Annotated in this window: 16 protein-coding genes and 3 tRNA genes; 3 read left to right on the top strand and 16 right to left on the bottom strand. The window is 51.5% G+C overall.

Annotated features, from left to right (window positions below; genetic code table 11):
- Positions 1-37: 37 nt before the first annotated feature.
- The 8 genes from METH5_RS0106790 to METH5_RS0106755 form a co-directional block, all read right to left on the bottom strand.
- Entirely contained in the window at positions 38-1,237 is a 1,200-nt protein-coding gene (locus tag METH5_RS0106790; protein WP_029147793.1) for a type II secretion system F family protein, read from the bottom strand.
- A complete protein-coding gene (locus tag METH5_RS0106785; RefSeq protein ID WP_029147792.1) occupies positions 1,234-2,952 on the bottom strand; it encodes a GspE/PulE family protein in 1,719 nt (572 codons plus the stop codon). The genes METH5_RS0106790 and METH5_RS0106785 overlap by 4 nt, the downstream gene beginning before the upstream one ends.
- 2 nt (positions 2,953-2,954) lie before the next feature.
- Positions 2,955-3,662 (bottom strand): lipopolysaccharide assembly protein LapB, encoded by a 708-nt coding sequence (locus tag METH5_RS14820; RefSeq protein ID WP_051412883.1) that lies wholly within the window; start codon positions 3,660-3,662, stop codon positions 2,955-2,957.
- On the bottom strand, positions 3,659-5,575 hold the full coding sequence (locus tag METH5_RS0106775) for a type II secretion system protein GspD (RefSeq protein ID WP_081726715.1): 1,917 nt from the start codon (positions 5,573-5,575) through the stop codon (positions 3,659-3,661). The genes METH5_RS14820 and METH5_RS0106775 overlap by 4 nt, the downstream gene beginning before the upstream one ends.
- A 158-nt stretch (positions 5,576-5,733) precedes the next feature.
- A complete protein-coding gene (locus METH5_RS0106770) occupies positions 5,734-6,741 on the bottom strand; it encodes a GGDEF domain-containing protein (protein WP_232410969.1) in 1,008 nt (335 codons plus the stop codon).
- Positions 6,742-6,850: 109 nt separating this feature from the next.
- A tRNA-His gene (locus tag METH5_RS0106765) sits at positions 6,851-6,926 on the bottom strand.
- Between the two features lie 14 nt (positions 6,927-6,940).
- Positions 6,941-7,017: transfer RNA gene (locus tag METH5_RS0106760), tRNA-Arg, on the bottom strand.
- A gap of 42 nt (positions 7,018-7,059) precedes the next feature.
- A tRNA-Pro gene (locus METH5_RS0106755) sits at positions 7,060-7,136 on the bottom strand.
- Between the two features lie 83 nt (positions 7,137-7,219).
- On the opposite strand from METH5_RS0106755, the gene folD reads away from it, so the two are divergent.
- Positions 7,220-8,077: a bifunctional methylenetetrahydrofolate dehydrogenase/methenyltetrahydrofolate cyclohydrolase FolD gene (gene folD / locus METH5_RS0106750; protein ID WP_029147789.1), complete on the top strand. Its 858-nt coding sequence runs from the start codon at positions 7,220-7,222 to the stop codon at positions 8,075-8,077.
- 144 nt (positions 8,078-8,221) lie between these two features.
- A complete protein-coding gene (gene dksA / locus METH5_RS0106745) occupies positions 8,222-8,644 on the top strand; it encodes an RNA polymerase-binding protein DksA (protein ID WP_029147788.1) in 423 nt (140 codons plus the stop codon).
- Positions 8,645-8,736: 92 nt separating this feature from the next.
- Here the strand turns inward: dksA and METH5_RS0106740 are convergent, their stop codons facing one another.
- The 8 genes from METH5_RS0106740 to METH5_RS0106705 all read right to left on the bottom strand — a co-directional run bounded on the left by METH5_RS0106740 (position 8,737) and on the right by METH5_RS0106705 (position 16,652).
- Positions 8,737-9,861, bottom strand: coding sequence for a deoxyguanosinetriphosphate triphosphohydrolase (locus METH5_RS0106740; RefSeq protein WP_029147787.1), 1,125 nt, complete (start codon positions 9,859-9,861; stop codon positions 8,737-8,739).
- 15 nt (positions 9,862-9,876) lie between these two features.
- Positions 9,877-10,956, bottom strand: a complete 1,080-nt coding sequence (aroB, locus tag METH5_RS0106735; protein WP_029147786.1) for a 3-dehydroquinate synthase — start codon at positions 10,954-10,956, stop codon at positions 9,877-9,879.
- Positions 10,944-11,486, bottom strand: a complete 543-nt coding sequence (locus METH5_RS0106730; protein WP_029147785.1) for a shikimate kinase — start codon at positions 11,484-11,486, stop codon at positions 10,944-10,946. Before METH5_RS0106730 ends, aroB begins: the two co-directional genes overlap by 13 nt.
- A gap of 82 nt (positions 11,487-11,568) precedes the next feature.
- Positions 11,569-13,812, bottom strand: a complete 2,244-nt coding sequence (pilQ, locus tag METH5_RS0106725) for a type IV pilus secretin family protein (RefSeq protein WP_029147784.1) — start codon at positions 13,810-13,812, stop codon at positions 11,569-11,571.
- On the bottom strand, positions 13,809-14,339 hold the full coding sequence (locus tag METH5_RS0106720; RefSeq protein ID WP_029147783.1) for a pilus assembly protein PilP: 531 nt from the start codon (positions 14,337-14,339) through the stop codon (positions 13,809-13,811). The genes pilQ and METH5_RS0106720 overlap by 4 nt, the downstream gene beginning before the upstream one ends.
- Positions 14,336-14,980, bottom strand: coding sequence for a type 4a pilus biogenesis protein PilO (locus METH5_RS0106715; protein WP_029147782.1), 645 nt, complete (start codon positions 14,978-14,980; stop codon positions 14,336-14,338). Before METH5_RS0106715 ends, METH5_RS0106720 begins: the two co-directional genes overlap by 4 nt.
- An 8-nt stretch (positions 14,981-14,988) precedes the next feature.
- Positions 14,989-15,582 carry a PilN domain-containing protein gene (locus METH5_RS0106710; RefSeq protein WP_029147781.1) on the bottom strand — a complete coding sequence of 198 codons (594 nt, stop codon included), beginning with the start codon at positions 15,580-15,582 and terminating at the stop codon, positions 14,989-14,991.
- Entirely contained in the window at positions 15,579-16,652 is a 1,074-nt protein-coding gene (locus tag METH5_RS0106705) for a pilus assembly protein PilM (protein WP_036307681.1), read from the bottom strand. Before METH5_RS0106705 ends, METH5_RS0106710 begins: the two co-directional genes overlap by 4 nt.
- Positions 16,653-16,861: 209 nt before the next feature.
- Here METH5_RS0106705 and METH5_RS0106700 point away from each other — a divergent pair, with 209 nt between their 5' ends.
- Positions 16,862-19,288, top strand: a complete 2,427-nt coding sequence (locus METH5_RS0106700) for a penicillin-binding protein 1A (protein WP_029147779.1) — start codon at positions 16,862-16,864, stop codon at positions 19,286-19,288.
- Positions 19,289-19,291 lie beyond the last annotated feature (3 nt).

Genomic DNA, 19,291 nt, shown 5'->3' with positions numbered 1-19,291 from the left:
TGATTAATCAGCACAATGAAGTGATGGCTAGCCATGTTTAATAGCGCAAACTTGAAAAGCTGTCATAAACAGGCAACATCACCGCCGCCATTAAAAACAACAACATTAGCCCCAGCGCGATGGTGAGTGCGGGCTCAAGCAATCGCAGCAGCATCTGCAGCTGTGACTGCACCTCGCGGTCGTAAAAAGCGGCTAACTGAAATAACATACGATCAAGCGCGCCCGTGGTTTCACCCACACTTAGCATGCGCAACATTAACGGCGGAAACTGTTGGGTAGCAGCAAAACTCGCGGTGAGGCTTTCACCCGCGAGCACGCGCTGGTGGACGTCTGCCAGCGCATGCGCCATGACGCGTTGTTGCAGCAAAGGCTGACACCACTCGAGCGCCTGCAATAAAGGAATCCCTGTCTGATACATCAATCCCAGAAACCTGCACAACCTGGCCAGCACCAGTTGATGCAACAAACGGCCAATCACCGGCAGCTTTAATAGCCGTTGATCAAGAAAAAAGGCAAATGCAGGCGAGCGACGGATGGCCAGCATGAGGGTGCCTATCAGGGCGATCAGGCCTAACAGCAGCCATACGCCATAGACCATCATGCCGTCTGATAGCGCCAATAACAAACGGGTAGACCAAGGGAGCGCCTGGCCCAGGCTTTGCAAAAAACTGGCCATTTGCGGCACCAGAAAAGTCAGCATGACGTAGGCGGCAGCCGACACCATGACGCACAATACCGCCGGATAAGTCAGGCCGCGCCGCACTTGTGCCAACAATTCGGCCTGCCACGACAATGTGCGTGTTAAATGGCCAAAAATTTCAGGCAACTGCCCAGTGCGCTCACCCGCATCAATCAGTTGCCCCAACAATGGTGGAAACACCTTGGGTTGCGCCTGCAAAGCCTGCGACAATAACTTGCCAGCCTCCAAGTCGCGCTGTACGGTGCGCAACGCAGCCATCATGCCTTGATGCTCGCTTTGCTCAGTGAGCTCGGCAATCGACTGCAACAATGGCACACCGGCTTGCAGCAATTGCTCCATTTGCACACAAAATAAAATCAGTGCCTGCGTGTTAACGCGTGGCTGCCGCCATAACAACGACTGCCCTAATTTAAAGGTGAGTAACTCCAGCCCCTGCTGCTGCAAACTCACCATCAGCGCTTGTTCATTAGGCACGTCTAACACGCCCCGCTGCCGCTGGCCGTATTGGTCGATAGCGGTATAGCGATAGCTGGTCATGGCGTCACCGCATCAAGCACACTCAAGTCGACGACGCGACGCAACTCCTGCATGCTAGTCTCACCAACCTTGACCAGTTGCAAGCCCTCTTCGGCCAGTGTGGTATAACCATATAGCCGTGCCTGCTGTTGCATTTGCTGCATGGGCAAGGGCTGCGTCAACATGGCGTTCATCCCGGCATGCATGGTGAGCACCTCCATGATCACCAGCCTGCCGAGGTATCCACTCATGCGGCAGTGTTTGCAGCCTTGCGCTTCAAACACAGGTTGTGGCTCGGCTTGTGCCAACGCACCTGCTTGACGCAACAAGTGCATCAATGCGCTATCTGCCATGACTTCTTGCTTGCAGTGCAAACATAACCGCCGTAGCAATCTTTGCGCGACCACCCCCACCAGGCATCCCGTCATCAGGTGAGGGCTGACGCCCAGGTCCTGCAGCCGCGAAAAGGCGGCGGCCGCACTGTTGGTATGCAACGTCGTCATCACCAGGTGACCGGTCATCGCTGCCCGCACGGCCATGGCCGCGGTAGACTCATCACGCACCTCACCCACCAGGATGATGTCAGGGTCTTGCCGTAAAATGGCTCGGATGCCATTGATAAAATCGACCTTGTTGGCGGCGTTGACCGAGGTTTGTCGCATGAGTGAGTGCGGATACTCTACCGGGTCTTCCAGTGTCATGATGTTGACGTGCTCATGATTGAGATAACCCAGCATCGAATACAAGGTAGTGGTTTTACCACTACCGGTAGGCCCGGTTAAAATCAGCAGCCCTTCTGGCTTCTCCAGCATAGCCTTCACCCGCTGCAACTGGGGTGGCCTTAATCCCATCGCATCCAGCGGAATAATGGCCTTATCTCTATCCAGCACGCGCAGCACAAGGTTTTCACCATGCAGGGTAGGATGGCTGGACACCCTGAAATCAATCTGGCGACCACATAAAAATAAATTGACCCGACCATCCTGTGGTGTCCTCTGCTCGGCAATGTCCATCCCGGACAGTATTTTGAGCCGCACACACATGGCAGGCCAATAACGGTCATGTAAACAGCGTATCTGCCATAAAACGCCGTCAATCCGGTAACGAATCCTGAGAAAAGCATGCTCAGGCTCAAAGTGAATATCAGAAGCGCCCTGCTTGACCGCATCAATCAACACAGCATCGACCAGGCGAATCACTGGCCGCGATGCCTGCTGTGGCGAGAGCAAGGCCGGTGCACTGGTTTCTTGCTCAATTTCGCGCAAAATACTGTCTAGTGACAAACTATGCCCATAACACTTATCCAGCGCTTGCTCTAAATGTGCTTCGGTAGCCAACACCGGTTGGAGCTGCATGGTGCCACCAAGCATATGCCTCAGCGCATCTAGCACCAGCATATTATTGTGGCCTGACAACGCCACACGCATGATTTGTTTGTCCGGAGAAATATCCAGCGGGAGCAAGCCATGCTGCTTGGCAAAAGCCTCCGGCACCATCGCCAGCGCTTCCGGGTCTGCAATCACCTGCTGCAAATCAATGCTCTCCTGAGCATGATGCTGTGCCAACACGTCGCGGATCATGGCATCGGTCACAAAATGCAGCCTGACCAATTGTTGCCCGAGCAAAAGCCGATGCTTTTGCTGCTCAATCAGCGCAATGTCCAACTGGTCGGCCGTGATCATGCCTTTTGCCAACATCCACTCGCCAATACGCGTTTTGTCTGCGGCGACCAACATCGTCAATCCTCCAGCTGCATTAAAAACAGGTCATCATCAGGCTCATAGTCTGGAATTTCCTGACGGATTCTGCTTAAATAAGCTTCACGCTGCTGAATATCGCCTCGCTGGCTAGTGACGACCAGCATGCCCGCCAACGCGACCACCTGATGCGGATCTTGCTGCAGTATTTGCTCAAAAGATTGGCTGGCCAACGCAAGTTGACCTGACAGCAGCTGTTGTGTCGCCATAGTGATCTGCGACTTCACACTGGCGACCAGCTGTGGACTCGCTTGCACTTGCAATACCAAGTTTGAGGGCTTAAATGGCGGCTTTTCGAGCTCATGCGTCAGCTGCGGCACCGCAACGACAGGGTGGTTGAAGGATATCGGCGGAGAACCTTCTGCCTGCTTGAAATTAAACAGGCTGGGTAATTTATTAGACGTCAGCCCACGCTCCAACACCAAGACATTAATAGGATAAAAAGCATCTACTGGCTTACTCAAACGACCAGGCAATACCCTGATCATGCCATCTTCACCACCAGCCAGCATGTGGTAACCCTGCTGCCAGACCAGGCCGCTCATCAACGCCACGCAGCCCCACAGCAAACAGCTTAATCCGACTTCAACACGCTTAAGACCTGTCTGCATAAATGTGCGGCGATAAGCACGTAAGGGTAAGCGGGCAGGCTTTTGCCAGGATGAAAAGAGATCAATAATATGGCTCATGAGGGCTCTCCCACATTAATCTCAAATGCATCCGCAGGTAGCTCATCGGGCAATAAAGGTTGAAACGATTGCAAATCGCCCGATCGCACATCTGCATGCCTAATGACCGTGGGCCGGAGAAAAACGATCAGCTCTGTTTTTTTCGCCGCCTGATTTTTGCCAATAAAAGCTTGCCCGAGCACTGGCAACCGTGAAAGGCCGGGGACACGATCGGTAAATTCGCGCTGATCTTCTTGCATCAAGCCTCCCAGCACCGCAATATTGCCGCTCGCAATATTCAGCACTGACTCCATTTCACGCACCTGGATTTCGGGAATACTGCTGACTATCCGCGTACTACCACTACCTAATTGCGGGTTGGGGTCTTCGATATAACGCAAGACTTTAGACACCGTCGGGCGCACATTTAAATTCACTCGCTGATGACTATTAATTTGTGCAGTGACCGCCATGACCAAGCCAACCGGCACGGTATTGGCTGTCGTCGTCACCGCTTGCAAATTACTGCCGCCATTGCTGCTACTTTGAGAGATTTGAGACTGAATCGTGAAGTACACCAGATTGTCGACGACCTTGAGAATCGCAGTCTGGTTATTGAGCACCATTAATTTAGGGCTGGATAACACACGCGTTTTGCCAAATTGCTCGAGCAAGGTCACGCTTGCACTTAGATTGCCTAAGCGACTCAACGGATTAAAATAACCAAGCATCCATGCCACACTGCCATTATTCTGGCCGAGTGCATTTTTGCTATTGTTACTTTCCCAGTTACCCGCAGCGCGATTAAATTGCGCTGCGTCGTTGCCAAGCGATTGCGCCACCTGCCATCCGCGCTGCTGTGCTGACGCGGATAACCGGCTCCAATCTATGCCCATCTGAAAGCTTTTACTCAGCTCGACTTCGACAATCGTGGCTTCGATCAACACCTGTCTGGCCGCCACTTGCATCACCGATTCAAGATATGACTTGACTTGTGCTTGCTGGCTCTGCGAGGCGCGGATGGTCAAAATACCGGTTTCAGGATTGGCAATTAACCGCGACGCATGCCAGCGCACATGTGCCTGTTTGATTTTTTCAAATGCCACAGCGCCGCTGGCTGAGGCGGCCTCTGACGGAGACTCGTTGCGCTCTGCTTGGCTGCCCACGCTTGCCTCGCTGACACGTGCGGGCAACGCGAGCGTGGGTGCCGTGGTTTCCAGCACCTCATCACGCGCCGTGCTGGCTTTGTCTGTTTCCTCCAGCAGGGCCTGTATATTCTCAACCACGCTTTCCCACAGGTGATAGCGAGACTGTGAGGTCACGGCGGTTCTTGAGCTATTACTGCTACCGCCCTGTGTAACCACCGCGGTCGCACCCCCACCATTACCGGCAGCGCCCGTTGCCGCTCTACCTGCACTATTAATTTCACTGGCGACCCCGATATAAGCGGTTGTATCGCGGCTGATATTGACGTAATTCAGCTTATAGCTACGAATCACAGGCATGTCTGGTGTAATCAACCACACCCCATTCGACCACTCATAATACATATCTAGCTGGTGAGACATGCGTGCCAAGATTGAAGGTACCGATTGCTGAATCGCGTTGAGGCTCACCTTGCCACGCAAGCCTGGATGCACATCAATATTCAAACCGCTTTCGCGCGCGATCGCCAGCAACACCTCCTGCACAGGCGCGTCGTGCACAACCAGATTAATCAGTAAGGTGGGGGTCGCCGACTGTAATGGCGGCTTGATTGCGCGCCTGGTGTCAATCTCGGCAATATCAACTTCGGGATAAACGGGGACGGCTGGAGTCTCAGCTCGGCCGGCGTGTTCTGGCAAATGTAATGCCGAGTGGGTAGATGCATCTAGTGGCGGCCGTATACATGCGGTCAGCCACAAACAGCACAGCAGGATGATAGCGAAGTGCATCAACTTCCCCCGTCACAATATTGACATTTTTTAACACATATTAATTAAAATTAATATGCAATGTCAAATCATCAGCGGAGAAAATTGATACGACTGAACAGACTGTCAGTATTTAGACACTATTTTAGCGCCCAGGCTTGAGAGTTGAGACGTGAAAACTAGAACAGCTCGATTTCGCCCGTAATCATGCTGTCTTTCAGCAGTCCCTGCGCAATCAGGGTTTCATAATAGCAAATTTGATTTCTACCGTGTTCTTTGGCGTAGTATAAGGCTTCGTCTGCATGCTCAAGCACCGTATTCGGCAACACATTCAGCGCCATTTTTGAGCACCCAATGCTAATCGTGACTTGCCCCACTTGCGGGAACACATACGCTGCCAGTGCCTCTTTAAATCGGTCCAAAAGCATCACGATGTCATGCTCTTCAGCGCAGGAGAACACGCCCACAAACTCCTCCCCGCCAAATCGGAACAGCAAATCGCCATCCCGAAATGCGTCTTGCATGAGCCTGGATAACAGCAACAACACTTCATCGCCAATCAAATGGCCATAGCTATCGTTAATTCTTTTGAAAAAATCAATATCGAAGATCACCAGATAATGGTGCAAAGGGAATCGGTATTCCGGCTTATAGTCATTGAGCAGGATCTTGCCAACGCATTGATCAAATGTTTTGCGATTAAGCAGGCCGGTCAGCGAATCACGCTCGTTTTCAATAATGAGCCCGGCGTAGTGATGAAACATCTGCAAACACTGCTCCACCAACGCAATCGCTTCGTCAGAAAGCGCTTCATGCTGAATCAGAAGAATAGCGTTTTTATGAGAAATACTTTGCTTGAGCGGGAACACATGCAGCTTGCCGCTGGCGGTATCAAAACACACATGTTGACGATGCTCTTGATTCAAAAAACCCAATAACAGCGTGTACACCTCTGGCGGCCAGGCTTCAAAGGTCGGGTCCGTACTCGACGCCTGAGTATCCATCACCGAGACAAGCTGCCGCTTGGACAATACCTGCATTCTGATCGGCGGCACTTGCGGCGCAAACACGCACATCCAGTGCTGCATCAATGACAGCAACGCCGGGTCAAGTGCAAGACTCTCCCTGACCTTGGTGAGGTCGATCAGGCTTTGCATAAACGTTTTCAAATTCGGATGTGTAGTCATGTTCGCGACAATGGTTGTTTCGAACACTTTATCAAACGCTTTGCGCTGACCTATTGGCAAACAGAACCAATTATTAGTGACTATTTTTGAATTTAGATAAGAATTAGAGTGGGGTGGCTGATGGGGCTCGAACCCACGACAACAGGAATCACAATCCTGGACTCTACCAACTGAGCTACAGCCACCATAGAGACTTTATTGGCCTGCCCGACAGGAATCGAACCTGTAACCCCCAGCTTAGAAGGCTGGTGCTCTATCCAGTTGAGCTACGAGCAGATAAAGTATTAGTTACATGCCGATCAGGCAATCCAGAGAAACTGGTCGGCGTGGAGAGATTCGAACTCCCGACATCCTGCTCCCAAAGCAGGCGCGCTACCAGACTACGCTACACGCCGAAGACGGAAATATAACCGATTTTCCGATTTTGTGTCAATGTCGATGTGATAAAATTCTATTTTTTACGACAAATATTTTGTTCATGAGCGCTCATATTATTGATGGCAAGCAAATTGCCAATCAACTGCTAGAGGAAATCAAAACCAATATCGACCAACGCTTGCAGGCCGGAAAACGTGCGCCTTGCCTCGCGGTCATTTTATTGGGGGATGACCCTGCCTCCGCTATTTATGTACGCAACAAACGTCTGGCCTGTGAAAAAACAGGCATCGTTTCAGTTGCGCATAACTTGCCTGCCAGCACCTCGCAGGCAGCCTTATTTGCATTGATCAGACAGTTGAATGCTGACGATGAAACCGACGGCATTCTGGTGCAATCACCACTGCCGGACCATATTGATGAAGCAGAAATTCTAGCGCTGATTGATCCGGCCAAAGATGTGGACGGCTTTCACCCTTATAACATTGGCCACCTGGCCGTACGCCAACCGTTGCTACGCTCTTGCACACCTTATGGCGTGATTAGAATGCTACAAGCAAGCGGCATCGCCCTCAAAGGCCTGGACGCCGTGGTAGTTGGCGTGTCTAACCATGTCGGGCGCCCTATGGGCCTGGAGTTACTGCTGGCAGGGTGCACGGTGACCAGCTGTCATCGACACACGAAAGAATTGGCAACCCACATTGGCCGGGCTGATTTGATTGTCGCGGCCGCAGGTAAAGCAGGCCTGATTAAAGGTGAGTGGGTCAAACCAGGCGCCATTGTTGTCGATATTGGGATTAATCGCTTGCCGGACGGCAAAATTACCGGCGATGTGGACTTTGCCGTGGCCAGCCAGCGTGCGAGCCACATTACCCCCGTCCCTGGCGGCGTGGGACCGATGACGGTGGCCATATTGATGGAAAATACATTAAAAGCACAGGCGCTGCGCGAGCAAGCTTGATCTTCGCGTATTTAAAACAGCGCAAAGAGACTTTGCATGGCCCTGAAAACTGGTGTAAACTCGCGCGATTGTTGAGTGACCTAATGCAGTACAAACGCCGTTTTTGGCAATAACTATTCAGTAGTTTCGTTCTTTGGAACCATCATGGCAGATACCGTTAACAAATCCTTCACCCCTTACCAGCCAGCTGCCGGTGAGGAATACATGAATAAAAAGCAGCAGGATCATTTCCGCAAAATCCTGAATGACTGGAAATCAGAACTGAGTCATGACATTGACCGCACTGTGCATACGATGCAGGACGAAGTCACCAGTTTTGCTGACCCGAATGACCGCGCCAGCCAAGAATCTGACATGGCGCTCGAGTTGCGTAACCGTGACCGCGAACGCAAACTGATTAAAAAAATTGACGAAACACTGCGCAATATTGACAGTGGCGACTATGGTTACTGCGAAGGCTGCGGCATTGAAATCGGCCTCAAGCGTCTGGAAGCCCGCCCAACGGCAACGCTGTGCATAGACTGCAAAACGCTGGATGAAATGCGCGAAAGACAAGTCGCTAAATAATCCCGCTCACGGCGCTGATTAATTCAGCTTCCGGCAATAAAAAAGGCTGCCTGAAATCGCAGCCTTTTTTATTGCCTTAAAACAATGACGGATTACCAGCTTTCCTCTACCGCAAACAAGCGCCTGTGTTCACGGATCGCATAGCGGTCAGTCATGCCGGCGATATAGTCAGCCACGGCACGCGCCTGATTTTGCTTGGCAGCGAGCTGATATTCATCAGGCATCAGGGCAGGATTATCCATAAAGGCCGTAAACAACTCGTCGATAATGCGTCGCGCTTTGGCACTCATGCGATTGACGCGATAGTGCTGGTATAGATGCTTACGCAAAAACTGCTTGAGCTCCAGGTTCTTTTCATCCAGCGCCTGGCTAAACCCCACCAGGTAGGCAGGCGCCTTGCGCACATCATCAACACTGGCAGGACTCAAGCTGGCAATGGCCTGCTGGCTTTGCTGGCACAAATCGACCACCAGCACATTAATCATGCGGCGGATGGTTTCATGCACCAGCCGTTTTTCTTCAATCTCACCATACAGCTTTTTGACTTCCGCCATATTTTCAGCGAACAGCTGAATATTGGCCAATTGCTGGATCGTGATCAATCCTGAACGCAGCCCATCGTCTACGTCGTGATTGTTATAGGCAATTTCATCGGCAAAGTTAGTGACTTGCGCCTCCAGACTAGGCGACTCGCCACGCAGAAAACGCTCGCCGACATCTCCCAGTAACTGCGCATTTTTGCGCGAGCAGTGTTTGAGGATGCCTTCGCGCACCTCAAAGGTGAGATTCAATCCATCAAAGCTGGCATAACGGTTTTCCAGCACATCGACCACGCGTAATGACTGCAAATTATGTTCAAACCCACCATAATCGCGCATGCAATGGTTCAATGCATCCTGCCCGGCATGCCCAAACGGCGTGTGGCCGAGATCATGTGCCAACGCAATCGCCTCGGCCAAATCCTCATGCAAACCCAAGGTGCGCGCAATACCACGCGTCAGTTGCGCTACCTCAATGCTATGTGTGAGGCGTGTGCGGAACAGATCACCTTCGTGATTCACGAATACCTGTGTTTTATATTCGAGCCGACGGAAAGCCGTGGAATGAATAATACGGTCGCGGTCGCGCTGAAACACATTGCGCGACGGCGACTCTTGCTCACCGACCTTGCGGCCACGCGTTTGTTCGGGGTATGCGGCAAAGCGGGCTAAGGTCATTGGCGGCTCGCTGCGTTATGCCGCCAATGACAGCGTTTGTTTTAACTTGTCTGCATCGTAATCGGCCGTCATCACGGCTTTGCCAATATCTTGCTGCAAAATCAACCGTATACGCCCATCAGCCACTTTTTTATCCAGCTGCATGAGGCGCAAATACTCATCTGCGCCCAGGTCTGGCGCGTCTATTGGTAATTTAGCCGCTTGCATAATGGTTTTAATACGGGCGATTTGTGCCGAGCTGAGCCAACCCATGCGTTGCGACAAATCCGCCGCCATCACGGTGCCAGTGGCCACGGCTTCACCGTGTAGCCAGACGCCATAACCCATGGCATTTTCGATGGCATGCCCAAACGTGTGGCCCAAGTTGAGTAAAGCACGCTCGCCCTGTTCATGCTCGTCGATAACGACGACTTCGGCCTTGTTCTGGCATGAACGGTACACCGCATAACTGACAACCGCAGTATCCAACGCCATCAGGGCGGACATATTGGTTTCCAGCCAGTCAAAAAAATCGGCATCACGAATCAAACCATATTTAATCACTTCGGCCACGCCTGCCGACAACTCGCGCTGCGGCAACGTTTTTAAGGTGTCAATATCGGCTAGCACCAATTTCGGCTGATAAAACGCGCCTATCATGTTTTTGCCCAATGGGTGATTAATGCCGGTTTTGCCACCCACACTGGAGTCGACCTGCGATAACAAAGTAGTCGGCACCTGGATAAAAGGCACACCACGCAAATAGGTCGCCGCAGCATAGCCGGTCAAATCGCCAATCACCCCGCCGCCCAAGGCAATCAGCGTGGTATTACGCTCACAGCGATTTTGCAGCAAATGATCGTAGATCATTTGCAAGGTCTGGTTATTTTTATGTGCTTCGCCATCCGGCAGCACAATTTCAATCACATTCACCCCCGCATCGCGCAAGGGCTGGGCGATGGCTTGCATATACAAAGGCGCCACCGTGGTGTTGCTAACAATCGCCACTTGTTTACGCTTTAAATGCGGCAAAATCAGTTCGGTTTGCCCTAGCAGACCATTGCCAATATGAATAGGGTAGCTACGGTCAGCCAGACTGACGGTTAAGGTTTGCATGAGGGCTCCAACGCATTGAGGGCGTTTTCAATTTTTTGAATAATCACCGCCACGGGCTGATGGCCAGTATCGACGATCAGGTTTGCGGTTTCGGTATAGAGTGGATTGCGCGCGTGAAACAATTGCTCCAGCTTGGCTTTAACGTCCACATTTTGCAGCAAGGGGCGATTTTTATCGTTGCGGGTGCGTAAATAAAGCTCATTGACATTGGCGCGCAGATAAATCACATAGCCATACTGTTTAAGAATATCGCGATTTTCGGCGGCAATAATGGCGCCACCACCAGTGGCGAGCACAATATTATCCTGCTGCGCAAACTCTTCTAAGGTAGACGTTTCGCGCTTGCGAAAACCGACCTCGCCTTCCAGCTCAAAAATAGTCGGTATTTTAACGCCGGTACGTTGCTCAATCACATGATCCGTGTCGTAGAAGGTCTTACCCAGATTTTTGGCAATCAGTTTGCCAACCGTGGTCTTACCTGCCCCCATCAACCCGATCAAAAATATATTGTTTGGTATTTGCGCACCCATAAAAAAACCCAACCGTTTCAGTTGGGCATTTTAAGGCAAAGCCTGCTTGCTGTCAGTAATCGTACGCGCTTGCGCGCACGAATTAGTTCAAGGCCAAGGTTTCATCCATCACTTTAGGCGTGATAAAAATCAACAACTCGGTTTTATCTTCCTGCTTGGTGTTACGTTTAAAGGCATAGCCCACCACTGGCAAGTCACCAAAGAAAGGCACTTTGTCGGTAGATTTACGCGAGATTTGCTCGTAAATCCCGCCCAATACCACGGTTTCGCCATTGCCCACCAACACTTGGGTTTGTACATTCTGCGTGTTAATCGCCACGCCGCCTGGCAACGTCTCGCCACGGCTATCTTTGCGCACGTCAAGATCCATAATAATTTTCTGATCAGGTGTAATTTGCGGTGTGACCTCCAGGCTCAACTCAGCCCGTTTAAAGCTCACAGCCGTTGCACCGCTACTCGTTGCACTCTGATATGGAATCTCCACACCCTGGGCAATTCTGGCTTTTTGTTGATTTGCCGTAGTCACACGTGGGCTAGAAATAACCTTACCGCGTGAATCTGCCTCCAGCGCTGACAACTCAAGATTGAGTAACAAGTTAGCTGATAACTTGAGCAAGCTCAACGCGATGCCACCATAAGCGTTGGTCACAGGCAGGTTAGACATCAAATCTGGCTGTCCATTTGAGCTCACGGTGTAATTACCCAAAGTTGCACTTTGCACAGTGCCACCCTGTGTGCCTAAGGTATAAGTACCCGTGCCACCTACTGTAGTTGGCGCGGTATAAGCGGTTGCCTTGTTGCCCAGCGAACCACCAATCGACAAATTGCTACTGCCAGGGGTGCCTGTTTGCGAGATGCCAAAACGTGCACCCAATGCTTTAGAAAAAGTATTGGAGGCAATCACCATGCGTGACTCAATCATCACCTGCTTCACAGGCACATCCACCTTATTAATGATGATCTGGATTTCCTCGAGTTTTCTTGGCGTATCTTGTACAAAAATGGTGTTGGTGCGCGCATCAAATGTGACGCTACCACGTTGTGACAAAATACGATTCATACGACCGGCTGACGCGCCGCCTGATGACGCGGCAGTCCCAGAAGATGAGCCGCCACTCGAGCTGGTGCTGCCACCAAGCAACATATTTCTAAAATCGACGGCTTTTTGATATTTTAATGAGAACACTTCGGTACGCAGTGTTTCCAGCGTTTCGCGCTCAGCCTCAGCCGTGAGCTGCGCTTTTTCTTTAGCCGCAAACTCCTCTGCCGGTGCAATCGAAATCACACTGCCGTTAACACGCATATCCAGGCCTTTGCTTTTCATGATCACATCCAGCGCCTGATCCCACGGCACATCTTTGAGGCCGATGGTCACACTGCCAGACACCGAGTCACTGACCACGATATTTTTGCCGGTGAAGTCAGCAATCACTTTCAATACATCCCTCACATCTACACGCTGAAAATTAAGAGAAAGCTTTTCACCGGCATAGCCTTGCTTGGAGCCTTGTATCAGTTTATTGGGGTCTTTTGCCAACGGGCGAATATCCACCACCAGGCGCTTATCGGTCTGATAGGCCGATTGCTCCCAATCACCTTGTGGCTCAATCACGATTTGCGCCTGATGGTGGTGACGCAGCGCATCCACATACAGCACAGGCGTATTAAAGTTAACCACGTTCAAACGGCGCTGCAATGCTTCCGGTAATTCAGTATCAGCAAAGTCAATCACCACGGTTTTGCCTGCATTGCGCACATTCACGCCCACACGGCTGTCAGACAAATCGACCAGAATCCGGCCCTCGCCATTTTTGCCACGTACAAAGTCAATCTTTTGAATCTTGTGTCCTGCCGCAACTTCCTGCTCAGAAAAACGCTTGGCAGCCACAGCGGCTACCGGCGTCTCTACGCTTTCCTGGGCCAGGTCAACCAGCAAGACTTGATCCTGCAGCTGTAATTGGTGCTGTACCGGCTTGGATAAATTAAGCACCACGCGGCTGCGATCACTGGCTTGCGCCACCTGCACTGACTTTAAAACGCCCTGATTCACCGCCAACACGTTTTTGCCGGTGGCATTAGTCGCATTAGGAATATCGAACACGATTCTGGGCGGGTTGCTTAAGGTAAAACTCACTGGCGCAGACGCAAGTGGCTGCGCCATCTGCAGCTGTACATTCAAGCGTCCGCCCGGGAGCACGGTCACGTCGACCGCTTGCAACTGGTTAGTGGCGGTGGGCAAGTCTGCCGCAACACTCAAGCCAGAAGCGGCCAATGCCACAGAAAAGAATGCCAGCCTGGCAACAAGATAGCTTAGTTTTTTCATCATTGATGTTCCTGCAGTTCCAATGTTGTCATTTGCTCGGCCCATTCCCCGCTTACCGGGTCTTGAATCGTCTCTTTAATTTTTAATTCGTATTTCAATGTTTGGCGGTTTTCGGTCAATGCCGTAATCACGCCAAATTTTTCGCCCAGATATGAGCCAGGCTTCACCTGATACACCATACTGTCTGGCGTTTGTATGGTGGCAAACATGCTGCCCTTTTTGCTCATGACCCCGACAAATTTAAGGCTTTCCAACGGGTAGGCTTCAAGGGGCTCTTTGGCGCGCTTTAAATCCGGCTGGTTGGTGTTTTGTACCGCCGCCTTGCGTGGCACAAACGGGTCGTGCAGCACACCATCGGCGTTATATTGTTTGGGAGAAAATCCCTGCACCTGCGGCAGAGGCTCTACCGGGGTCACCATGGCCTGGTTAGCCTCGTTCATAAACAGGGTCAAATCGTCATCTTGTGACGCACCGCATGCCGTGAGCAACACGGCAGGAATCAAACAGAGTAAGGACGGGTTGCGCATCATTTTTTGCCTGCCTTAGCTTCTTGAGCCTTACGCGCAGCCACTTCTTCTGCGTCCAGGTAGCGGTAGGTTTTGGCTACGGCTTCCATCACCAGCAGGTCTTTATGCGGCTGCTTATCCTCTTTTCCGGCAGACTGAATTTGCAGATTATGCAAAGTCACAATACGGGACAGCTTGGCCACTTCGCTGACAAAAGCACCCAACGTATGGTAGTGACCTAACACCTTGATATTAATCGGCTTTTCAGCATAAAACTCGGCAAACACTTCTGGCATAGGCACAAAGCCTTCAAAAGAAAGGCCCTGACTTACGCCTGCCTGGTTAATATCTGTCAGCAAACCGTCCATCTCCGACTTATCCGGCAACTGCTTGAGCAAGGTGCCAAAAGTACGCTGAATTTCAACCACTTGCTGCTCATAGGCTTTGATCTTCATCGCCTGCATTTTTTTACCCAGATACTCGTCGCGCAAGCCCTGTTCTTTTTCTTTTTCGGCTTTCAGCTCCTTGAGGTTGGGGCTGAGCAAGAAAACATAGCCGGCAACCAGCAAGGCTGCCGCCAATATCGTTAGCAACACGGCTTTCATCGGCATCGGCAAATTGCCGGCCGTTTTAATATCTATATTGTTAAAGTCAGAAAGTTGCATCTTTTAAATTATCCTTTGGCAGGCGCAGGCTTCTGCTTGGTTGGGTCTTCGTTAGGCGTTTCCCGCTTTAAAGACACCCGCAACACAAACTCATACTCTTTGATTGAAAGCGCATTGGTATTGGCCCTGATTTCTACCAGATTCGGGTTATGCATCATGGGCGAACCACTCAGGTTATGCACCAGCGTTGCCACTCTGGCATTGGTATCGGCCACACCTTTAAGCTCAATATCTTCGCCCAACTGCTTAACGCTCTTGAGAAACACCCCTTCTGGCAACTGTCTTGCCAGCTCATCGAGAATCAGCACCGCCTGGTTACGGTCGCTCTGCAGGCCTTCAACAATCTGCTTGCGCTCCAGCACATGTTTAATTTGTTCTTTCAAGCTGCCAATCACGGCAATCTCTTTATCCAGGCGCACCATTTCATCTTGCAAACGCTGGTTACGTGTTTGTTGTGTCTGAATCTTGCTATGGATATAGCTCCAGCTGACAAACAAAATGGCCGCGGCGGCAATCGCGACCAGTGATGCCATCAAGCCAAACTCACGCTGGCGCTCGGCACGCTTGATCTGGCGATGGGGTAGCAGGTTGACTTTAATCATGCGTCCACCCCGCGCAATGCCAACCCACAGGCAATCATGAGCGCAGGCGCATCTGTTTCAAGCTGGGACGCCTTAATTTTACTGGCCAGCGTCATGCCCTGAAAGGCATTCGCAACCAGGGTATGCACACCGGCTTTTTGCTCAATGAGTGCAGCCAAGCCTTCGGTCGCCGCAACACCGCCTGCGAGCAGCACATGATCGACCTTGTTGTACTGTGTAGAGTTGGTAAAAAATGATACGGCGCGCGCCGCCTCACTGGCCAGGTTTTGCAAAAATGGCTGCAACACCTCTTCTTCGTAAGAGTCTGGCAAACCACCCTGGCGCTTGGCAATTTCGCTTTCCTCTGCTGACAAACCAAACCGGCGCTGAATTTCCTGTGACAACATGGCACCGCCAAAGGCCTGTTCGCGGGCATAGACCGAATGTGCCCCCACCATGACATTGATATGCGTCACATGCGCACCGATGTCCAGCATCATGGTGACGGTTTTTTTGCTGTGTTGCGGTAACTGTTTAATAATCTGGCGATAAGCGGTTTCGGTGGCATAAGCCTCCACATCCACAATGCTCACCTTCAAACCGGCCTCTTCAGCCACGGCAACACGGTCATCTATCTTTTCTTTTTTGGCCGCGACGATCAGCACCTCTACTTCGTCCGTGCTTTTGCCCATAGGGCCTAACACTTGAAAGTCTAGATTCATTTCTTCGAGCGGGAACGGAATATACTGATTGGCTTCTGACTCTACCTGCAACTCGAGGTCTTCTTCGCGCAAGCCTGCAGGCATAATCACCCGTTTTGAGATCACCGCCGCAGTTGGTAGTGCCAACACCACCTGTCGCGCGCGCGACCCCAATAAGCGCCAGGCCGATCGCATGGTATCAGCCACTTGCACCAGGTCATTGATATTGCCATCGCTGATGACCCCTTTAGGCAGGGTCACATTAGCGTAGCCGTCCAGTCGGAATTGCTGTTTGCCAATGGCACTCAGCGCCACCATCTTGATGGCGGTTGCGCTGATATCAACACCAATAAAACTGGTTTTTTTGCGTTGTAAAAAGCCCAGACTCAACTGTATTGCCCTTTTTAAATATTTGAATGTTCGTTGGGTTATGCATCAACCATGCCAACTCACACTACTGCATAGCGACAAGCAAAATTCTGAGCTTCATGGTCGCCAGAAGAATGCTGATTATTTGCATGATTCCATAATTAACTGCCATTGCATTGGCAAAAAAAGATTACAATTCATGGGTAATTCTCACGATGGCAGCAAGACGCATGAACTCAAGAAACTGGTTGCAGTCCCTTCTCTTTCTTTCCATTACCGGTAGCCTGATTGTCGCCGCCCTGTTGGTGTTGATGATCAGCATCCTCTACCCCTCCCTGCCCTCGCTAGATGCGCTCACGGATTACCATCCGAAATTACCATTGCGTATTTACGATGCTGAAGGTGGCCTGATTGCTGAGTTTGGCCAGGAACGCCGCGCGTTTGTGCCGATTGAGCAAACGCCAAAAGTCATGAAAGACGCGATTCTGGCGATTGAGGACCGTCGCTTTTACCAGCATAACGGCATAGATACGACCGGCATTTTGCGCGCTATCCGCAACAACCTGACTGGCCGCGGCCACGAAGGCGCCAGCACCATCACCATGCAGGTGGCAAAAAACTTTTTTAGCAGCCCGGATACGCCACGTAACATCTGGACCAAGATTAAAGAAGCCATGCTGGCGATCAAGATTGAAAATGCCATCAGCAAAGACAAAATACTGGAGCTTTATTTAAACCAGATTTATCTGGGCGAGCGCGCTTATGGGTTTGCCACGGCGTCTAAAACGTATTACGACAAAGACCTGAAACAGCTTAACTTGGCCGAAGCCGCCCTGCTGGCGGGCCTACCTAAAGCGCCGAGCAAATACGACCCCTATATTCACGCAGACTACGCCATCAGGCGCCAGCATGAGGTACTGCGTGACATGCACCGCTACGGCATGATCACCGACCGTGAGTTTGAGCAGGCGATGAACACGCCGTTAAAATTTCAATCATCGAAACGCCAGGTACAAACGCTGGGCGGTGAATACGTAGCCGAGATTGTTCGGGCAACGTTGTATAAACGCTACGGCGAGAAGGCTTACACCAGCGGTCTGCGCGTTTATACCACCATCAATAACAAGCACCAGGCCGCCGCAAATACGGCCGTGATTCAAGGCATTATTAATTTTGAATTGCGCCATGGATTCCGTGGTGCCGAGCAGGTGATTTCGCTGCCCCCAGGCAAGCTTACCGCCAGTGGCGCCAGTGAGTTATTGCGTGATTTTGTCACCTACAACCAGTTTGTGCCCGCCTTGGTCACCAAGGTCGAGCCCAACCTGCTCACTTTGGTCACCAAGCGTGGCGCAGTACTCAAGTTGCAGGATAAAGCGATCCTGCTGGTTAAAAACCATATGCCGCCCGCCAAACGCACGCCGCAGTCGCTGGTGCCAGGGGCGGTGGTGCGGGTGTATCAGCAAAATGACAGCTGGATGGTGGTGCAATTGCCAGAAGTCGAAAGCGGATTCATGGCGCTCAACCCCGAAACCGGGCAGGTACAAGCGCTGATTGGAGGCTTTAGCTTTCAGCGCAATAAATACAACCATGTGACACAGGGCAGGCGCCAGCCAGGCTCTAGCTTCAAGCCATTCATTTACTCTGCTGCGCTCGACAAAGGCTACAGTCCGGCCAGCGTGTTTGAAGATGCGCCGATTAGCTTTACCTCGACCGAAACCGGCAGCAATAGCAGCTGGGAGCCACGCAACTACGATGAAAAATACGCAGGCCCCATGCGCTTGCGCGAGGCGTTGGCACAGTCAAAAAACACCATCTCCATCCGCCTGATGAATGCCATTGGTGCGCGTTACGCACAAAACTACCTGCGCAGATTTGGCTTTGACCCCAAAGACCACCCGGCTTATCTGTCAACTGCACTGGGCGCAGGCTCTTCGTCTGTCTGGCAAATGGCCGCCGCCTACGCTACGTTTGCCAATAGCGGCTATCAGGTACACCCTTACCTGATTGAAAAAATCATTGATAGCCGCGGCAAAGTGATTCAAGCGGTGCAAGCCGGCAAACATGTTTCGCAAACACGCGTCATTGACCAACGCAATGCCTTTATCATCACTACCATGTTGCAAGATGTGGTGCGTGATGGCACGGCCAGAGCCGCACTCTCTCTGCGCCGCCCGGATATTGCGGGCAAAACCGGCACCACCAATGACCAGTTTGACGCTTGGTTTGCCGGTTATCACCCGAAAGAAGTCGCCGTGGCCTGGGTCGGCTATGACAATCCGCACAACCTGGGGCGTGGTGAAACCGGTGGTCGTGCCGCACTGCCGATTTGGATCAATTACATGCAACAAACCTTGACCGGCTTGCCGATTTATCAATACAAAGTGCCCGATGGCGTATTGCAACTGAAAGTAGATGCTTACACTGGCGCGCAAGTGGGTGAAGATGACCCCGGCATTTATGAGTATTTTTACGAAGAGCATCTGCCACAATCGCAACCTGAAAACCTGCCTGGCCTGTTTGATCCAGAAGCAGACCATGCGCCGGAAGACAATGAGCCATCCTTTCTGGAGCGCCTGATTGGCGAGCATAGCGGTGGCAGCAATGAGGACAAAAAGCTGCCAGTGAACCCGGCAGCAAAGCTACTCAACCCCAATTAAAAG

Origin of the sequence: Methylophilus sp. 5 (genome assembly GCF_000515275.1) — a bacterium.
GTDB lineage: Bacteria > Pseudomonadota > Gammaproteobacteria > Burkholderiales > Methylophilaceae > Methylophilus.
The sequence above is the reverse complement of the archived record's forward strand: the minus strand, read 5'-3'. Positions and strand labels throughout refer to the sequence as shown.

Excerpts from the sequence above, each read along its gene's own strand:
- METH5_RS0106785 (WP_029147792.1), bottom strand. The coding sequence starts at position 2,952 with ATGTTGGTCGCCGCAGACAAAACGCGTATTGGCGAGTGGATGTTGGCA.
- METH5_RS0106775 (WP_081726715.1), bottom strand. The coding sequence starts at position 5,575 with ATGCACTTCGCTATCATCCTGCTGTGCTGTTTGTGGCTGACCGCATGT.
- METH5_RS0106790 (WP_029147793.1), bottom strand. The coding sequence starts at position 1,237 with ATGACCAGCTATCGCTATACCGCTATCGACCAATACGGCCAGCGGCAG.
- METH5_RS0106740 (WP_029147787.1), bottom strand. The coding sequence starts at position 9,861 with ATGACCTTAGCCCGCTTTGCCGCATACCCCGAACAAACGCGTGGCCGC.
- folD (WP_029147789.1), top strand. The coding sequence starts at position 7,220 with ATGAGCGCTCATATTATTGATGGCAAGCAAATTGCCAATCAACTGCTA.
- METH5_RS0106730 (WP_029147785.1), bottom strand. The coding sequence starts at position 11,486 with ATGGGTGCGCAAATACCAAACAATATATTTTTGATCGGGTTGATGGGG.
- dksA (WP_029147788.1), top strand. The coding sequence starts at position 8,222 with ATGGCAGATACCGTTAACAAATCCTTCACCCCTTACCAGCCAGCTGCC.
- METH5_RS14820 (WP_051412883.1), bottom strand. The coding sequence starts at position 3,662 with ATGAGCCATATTATTGATCTCTTTTCATCCTGGCAAAAGCCTGCCCGC.
- METH5_RS0106770 (WP_232410969.1), bottom strand. The coding sequence starts at position 6,741 with ATGACTACACATCCGAATTTGAAAACGTTTATGCAAAGCCTGATCGAC.
- METH5_RS0106700 (WP_029147779.1), top strand. The coding sequence starts at position 16,862 with ATGAACTCAAGAAACTGGTTGCAGTCCCTTCTCTTTCTTTCCATTACC.
- METH5_RS0106710 (WP_029147781.1), bottom strand. The coding sequence starts at position 15,582 with ATGATTAAAGTCAACCTGCTACCCCATCGCCAGATCAAGCGTGCCGAG.
- aroB (WP_029147786.1), bottom strand. The coding sequence starts at position 10,956 with ATGCAAACCTTAACCGTCAGTCTGGCTGACCGTAGCTACCCTATTCAT.
- METH5_RS0106720 (WP_029147783.1), bottom strand. The coding sequence starts at position 14,339 with ATGATGCGCAACCCGTCCTTACTCTGTTTGATTCCTGCCGTGTTGCTC.
- METH5_RS0106715 (WP_029147782.1), bottom strand. The coding sequence starts at position 14,980 with ATGCAACTTTCTGACTTTAACAATATAGATATTAAAACGGCCGGCAAT.
- pilQ (WP_029147784.1), bottom strand. The coding sequence starts at position 13,812 with ATGATGAAAAAACTAAGCTATCTTGTTGCCAGGCTGGCATTCTTTTCT.